We start from the raw sequence: 4,820 nt of genomic DNA on the forward strand, positions 1-4,820 counted from the left end.
CGAGATGAAGTATCTCATTCCTAAAAGGAAGTAAGACCCCTTGAAGAAGACAAGGTAGATAGGCTGGGTGTGGAAGCACAGCAATGTGTGCAGCTGACCAGCACTAATCGGTCGAGGGCTTGACTTACTGACCTGTCCGAGAAGCGAATCCGTAGGATGAAGCTGAACGGGAAACAGGTCGTATGCGAGAACGTCCCAAGAACACGAGCGAAAGCGACGTGTGATTGGATGACGTTGACCGCTATTCTAAGAAGGTATTGCCTAACAATTTGCTGACGTTTCTTCTGTGAAGTTTTGAGTGAGCAAGACTCATTCAGAGCGGTCAGTGTCAGCCAATCGTCTGCGTCCTTTGGACTTGACTCTTGGGACACTTTCCCATACGGCTTGTTACCCAATCGCATGCGCCCTGCGGGCTTTGCTCTTGGACAAGTCAGTAATGCGGTGATGATGCCTGGACGGTTCCACCTGTTCCCATTCCGAACACAGTAGTTAAGCGTCCACAGGCCGAGGGTACTTCGTTGGAGACGACGTGGGAGAGTAGGTAGTTGCCGCAACATACTCCTCGATAGCTCAGTCGGTAGAGCGTCTGACTGTTAATCAGAATGTCACTGGTTCGAGTCCAGTTCGAGGAGCCATTTTGTATTTACAGCGGCGTCGCCGCTTTGGGGATACGGATCGCATGATCGGTGTGCCCGTGGATAGTTGGGGTATAGCCAAGTCGGTTAAGGCACGGGACTTTGACTCCCGCATCCGTTGGTTCGAATCCAACTACCCCAGCCAAAATATACCCTTTTTGGCGGGTTACGTGGCGCTGATAAAGGTTCACTAGCTCAGTTGGTAGAGCATCTGACTTTTAATCAGAGGGTCCCGGGTTCGAGTCCCGGGTGAGCCACCATTTCTTTACATATCATGACTCACTAGCTCAACTGGCAGAGCAACTGACTCTTAATCAGTAGGTTCACGGTTCGATTCCGTGGTGGGTCACCATTTTATGGGCGATTAGCTCAGCTGGGAGAGCGCTTGCCTTACAAGCAAGATGTCGGCAGTTCGATCCTGTCATCGCCCACCATAGGTGCTTACCTTTTACGGCCCGGTAGTTTAGTTGGTTAGAATGCCGCCCTGTCACGGCGGAGGTCAGGGGTTCAAGTCCCCTTCGGGTCGCCATTTGCATATTACACGCTATTGTGTTATATATCCGATGCCTCGGTAGCTCAGTTGGTAGAGCAGGGGACTGAAAATCCCCGTGTCAGTGGTTCGATTCCGCTCTGAGGCACCACTTATTATCCCTTGGGGACAGCGTCTGCGGCAGTCGCCGCTTGTGCTTTGCTGCTGGCGTAGCTCAATCGGTAGAGCAGCTGATTTGTAATCAGCAGGTTGGAGGTTCAAGTCCTCTCGCCAGCTCCATGCGGGTGTAGCTCAATGGTAGAGCCCCAGCCTTCCAAGCTGGTCACGTGGGTTCGATTCCCATCACCCGCTCCATTTTGCCTATCGCCGGGGTGGCGGAACAGGCAGACGCAGGGGACTTAAAATCCCCCGATCGAAAGATCGTACCGGTTCGATTCCGGTCCTCGGCACCAACTTTTATATCATGCGGTTGTGGCGGAATTGGCAGACGCGCTACTTTGAGGGGGTAGTGTTCACAAGACGTATGGGTTCAAGTCCCATCAACCGCACCATTTAGAGACTTACGGGCAGCGCGGCGCAGATGCGCTACTTGTGCTCGATGATATTCCTTGACAACTCAATATGCGGTCGTGGCGGAATGGCAGACGCGCTAGCTTCAGGCGCTAGTGATGGCAACATCGTGGAGGTTCAAGTCCTCTCGACCGCACCATATTTTATACGCGGTTGTGGCGGAATTGGCAGACGCGCTACTTTGAGGGGGTAGTGTTCACAAGACGTATGGGTTCAAGTCCCATCAACCGCACCATCTGAAAATCTACCGTCGTGGGCGACCACGGCGGTTTTATTTTGTGTCATGAAGTATGCTCACACGTTGTTTTATCTGTCGTTCCTATGATTTTTCAAGGAAAACAGGTATAATAGCGATAGATATATTGTGTGGGAGGTGTGCTGATGAAGGTATTGCATTTCGTGATTCTCCTCTGCGTGCTTGCATTTCCGCTGCGTGCCTTCGCCGCCGCCCCTGATCTCCCTGCGCTCTTCTTTGTCGAGGCGGCGGCGTCCGAGGCGGCCTACAGCGGGGAGCTCTCTGAGCTCTTGCGTGCACGGCTGACGGCGGCGGGATGGGAGATCGTCGGCGCTGAGACCGTGGGGCACCGCGGAACGGTCGGACGTTTCTTTCACATGGTGCGCCGTGATGCCGATGGAGCAGAGCTGCATCTTATCGCTTTTCCCGGGACGGAGCGCGGCAGTGACGTCTGGACGGATCTGCGAATGAAACGCGCGGCGTTCGGCGGGCACTCGCCGGCGGAGTTTCTCACCGTGCGTGATACACCAAAGGCGGAGCGCGGCGGGATGCCGCTGGTTCACCGTGGGTTTCTCGACTACTGTCAGGCGGCGCTCTTTACGGATGCAGTGGATGGGCAGACGGCAGGGGAGCACCTTGCTGCCGACCTGCGCGCGCATCCTTCGGAAAAGCTCTATCTCACGGGACACAGCCTCGGCGGCGCGGCGGCCATTCTTGCGGCGGCGCGTCTCTCTGACCTTGGCGTGTCTCCCGATCAGCTTATCGTGACGACCTTCGGCTCGCCTGCAGTGGGGAACGATGATTTTGTCCGCACCTATAAAGATCGCTTTACCCTGCGCCGCGTTGTGATGCGCGGTGACCCCGTGAAGGATGCACTCTCCTTACCGCTTGGCTTTCAGCACTTCGGCGAGCGCATCGACTGGCAGCCTGCGCGGACGACAGCGGCATTTCCGCATACGATGACCGTCTATGTGGATGCAGCACTGCGCCGCCTCTACGATACGCATGACAGCAGCGGCGCACTGACTTTCCTTGTGGGGCAGGAGAACCGTACGGCAGGGCGTACAGTCTATCTTGCGCCGATTGCCGTGGATGTGGATGCGTCACTCGCAGAGGATGTTCCCTATCTGCGTGCCGTGCTGCATGATGCCCAGTATGTGCGGAACGCCGCGACAGTGTTTTCACCTGAGAGCGCGGAGCATGCACACAGCATAGCAGCACAGGCCGCGGCGGCACGTGCGGCAGGCGCAGAGCAGATGATCGTCTATCGCATCACGGGGGAAAAGCTTCGCGATGCACATGAGACCTATCGCCTGACACTCGAGCGCAGTGTCTATGATCGTGATGGGAATCTGATTGCTGCAGGGGCGCGCTCGGCGGCGACGGGAGCGCTTACGCCGATGGAGGTTATTCTCTATCTGTTTGCGCAGGATTGAGAGAGCTCCTATCGTCACACCGTGGACGGTGAAAGCCTCCCCCGTGCGGCACGGGGGAGGGGGACCATGCGCCGCATGGTGGAAGGGGCGCCTCGGTCGATTCGTGGTTTTCTCCGTGAGAGAGTCGAATGAGCTAGAGGCACCCCTATCGCCTCACTATGTTCGGCACTTCCCCCGCATCGGCGGGGGAAGCTAAAAAGCAGGGGAGACGTCCTAGGCGGCGCAGGTAAAATAAGCTTCAAAAGGGAAGGACGAAACTATGCTCATGGGAGAAATCGATCTCTGGCGTCTCTTTGACATCATCGGGACGCTCGCCTTCGCGGTGTCGGGCACGCTCGTCGGGCTGTCCCGCCGCATGGACATCTTCGGCATTTCCGTTCTCGCTCTCGCGACGGCGGTGGGGGGCGGCATGGTGCGCGACCTCCTCGTAGGGCTTACACCGCCGATGGCACTGCGCGATACGACGAACTTTCTGCTCTCCGTCGGCGTTGCTCTCTCCACTTCATTTCTCTATCAGTGGACAGAACTGCATCACATGCAGCGTCGGCGACTGTTGACGATCTTCAACGTCTCCGACACTATCGGCCTTGCCGCCTTTACCATCACGGGGGCGCTCACGGGGGTACGATTCGGCGGTGCGGACAGCTATGTCCTGCCCATCCTCCTCGCGGCGACGACGGCGGTGGGCGGCGGGATGATCCGCGATGTGCTCGCGAAACGGATGCCCGTCGTCCTCTATGCTGAAGTTTATGCAGCGGCCTCCCTCGTTGGAGCATTTGTGTTCTGCGCTCTGGGCGGCACTCTCGGCATCGAGGTCGTCTCATGGCTCGCCTTCCTCCTCGTCCTCCTCATCCGTTTCGCTGCGATTCACTGGAACTGGAGTCTCTATCATCCACGCCCGCCCAAGCGGCATCATGAGGACGAGGAGGAGGAATCTCTGGAATAAATAATCCCCGCATACCGGAAATGTCCGATATGCGGGGATTTGTCTGTTTAAGCCAGAGATTTCTTAACTGTGGTGATGATCGACGCCGACCATGACGGACGTTGCCTTGATGACGGCGTATGCCTCCTTGCCGACCTCGAGGCCGAGCTCCTCGATTGCACCCATGCTGATGGTGGATGTGATGACGTCGCCGCCCTTGAGCTCGATGCGGACGATGCCGTTGACGGCACCCTTCTCGATGGAGACGACTTTGCCCTTAAGCTGATTTCTTGCACTAAGTTTCATATAGTTTCCTCCTTTTTTGATAGTCCCTACATTATAACATAAAAACACCGTATTGTTTATGATCTTTATCATAGCAATACGGTGTTTTGTGTATTTAGGAATCACTGATAAATTCGGTACAACCATCTTGACGCATCTTTTTTGCCCGCACTTCGGCGGAAAATCCTCCACAGAGCACCACTCTGCGTCCGGTTTTCCACCTCGTTCGGACGAAAAAATCTAC

3 protein-coding genes, 13 tRNA genes and 2 rRNA genes are annotated in these 4,820 nt (G+C 56.1%); 17 read left to right on the forward strand and 1 reads right to left on the reverse strand.

Annotated elements, in window-relative coordinates; translation table 11 throughout:
- From C1713_RS00080 to C1713_RS00160, 17 genes are all read left to right on the forward strand, one after another.
- A 23S ribosomal RNA gene (locus C1713_RS00080) occupies nucleotides 1-127 on the forward strand; the annotation flags it as partial.
- Between the two features lie 310 nt (nucleotides 128-437).
- A 5S ribosomal RNA gene (rrf, locus tag C1713_RS00085) occupies nucleotides 438-554 on the forward strand.
- A gap of 5 nt (nucleotides 555-559) precedes the next feature.
- Nucleotides 560-635, forward strand: a tRNA-Asn gene (locus C1713_RS00090).
- Between the two features lie 68 nt (nucleotides 636-703).
- A tRNA-Gln gene (locus C1713_RS00095) sits at nucleotides 704-780 on the forward strand.
- Between the two features lie 39 nt (nucleotides 781-819).
- A tRNA-Lys gene (locus C1713_RS00100) sits at nucleotides 820-895 on the forward strand.
- 16 nt (nucleotides 896-911) lie between these two features.
- A tRNA-Lys gene (locus C1713_RS00105) sits at nucleotides 912-987 on the forward strand.
- A gap of 6 nt (nucleotides 988-993) precedes the next feature.
- A tRNA-Val gene (locus tag C1713_RS00110) sits at nucleotides 994-1,069 on the forward strand.
- An 18-nt stretch (nucleotides 1,070-1,087) separates the two neighbouring features.
- Nucleotides 1,088-1,164, forward strand: a tRNA-Asp gene (locus tag C1713_RS00115).
- A 36-nt stretch (nucleotides 1,165-1,200) separates the two neighbouring features.
- Nucleotides 1,201-1,276 (forward strand) — tRNA-Phe (locus C1713_RS00120).
- A gap of 52 nt (nucleotides 1,277-1,328) precedes the next feature.
- Nucleotides 1,329-1,404, forward strand: a tRNA-Thr gene (locus tag C1713_RS00125).
- Between the two features lies 1 nt (nucleotide 1,405).
- Nucleotides 1,406-1,479 (forward strand) — tRNA-Gly (locus tag C1713_RS00130).
- 11 nt (nucleotides 1,480-1,490) lie between these two features.
- A tRNA-Leu gene (locus tag C1713_RS00135) sits at nucleotides 1,491-1,577 on the forward strand.
- A gap of 13 nt (nucleotides 1,578-1,590) precedes the next feature.
- Nucleotides 1,591-1,676: transfer RNA gene (locus tag C1713_RS00140), tRNA-Leu, on the forward strand.
- A 72-nt stretch (nucleotides 1,677-1,748) separates the two neighbouring features.
- A tRNA-Leu gene (locus C1713_RS00145) sits at nucleotides 1,749-1,834 on the forward strand.
- A gap of 10 nt (nucleotides 1,835-1,844) precedes the next feature.
- A tRNA-Leu gene (locus C1713_RS00150) sits at nucleotides 1,845-1,930 on the forward strand.
- A 146-nt stretch (nucleotides 1,931-2,076) separates the two neighbouring features.
- Nucleotides 2,077-3,366 carry a lipase family protein gene (locus tag C1713_RS00155; RefSeq protein WP_050342339.1) on the forward strand — a complete coding sequence of 430 codons (1,290 nt, stop codon included), beginning with the start codon at nucleotides 2,077-2,079 and terminating at the stop codon, nucleotides 3,364-3,366.
- Nucleotides 3,367-3,631: 265 nt separating this feature from the next.
- Nucleotides 3,632-4,312 carry a trimeric intracellular cation channel family protein gene (locus C1713_RS00160; protein ID WP_050344209.1) on the forward strand — a complete coding sequence of 227 codons (681 nt, stop codon included), beginning with the start codon at nucleotides 3,632-3,634 and terminating at the stop codon, nucleotides 4,310-4,312.
- A 63-nt stretch (nucleotides 4,313-4,375) separates the two neighbouring features.
- On the opposite strand, the gene C1713_RS00165 is transcribed toward C1713_RS00160, so the two are convergent.
- Entirely contained in the window at nucleotides 4,376-4,597 is a 222-nt protein-coding gene (locus C1713_RS00165; protein WP_050342341.1) for a TOBE domain-containing protein, read from the reverse strand.
- Nucleotides 4,598-4,820 lie beyond the last annotated feature (223 nt).

The organism is Centipeda felix (genome assembly GCF_900186465.1).
In the GTDB taxonomy this organism is placed as follows: Bacteria; Bacillota; Negativicutes; order Selenomonadales; family Selenomonadaceae; genus Centipeda; species Centipeda felix.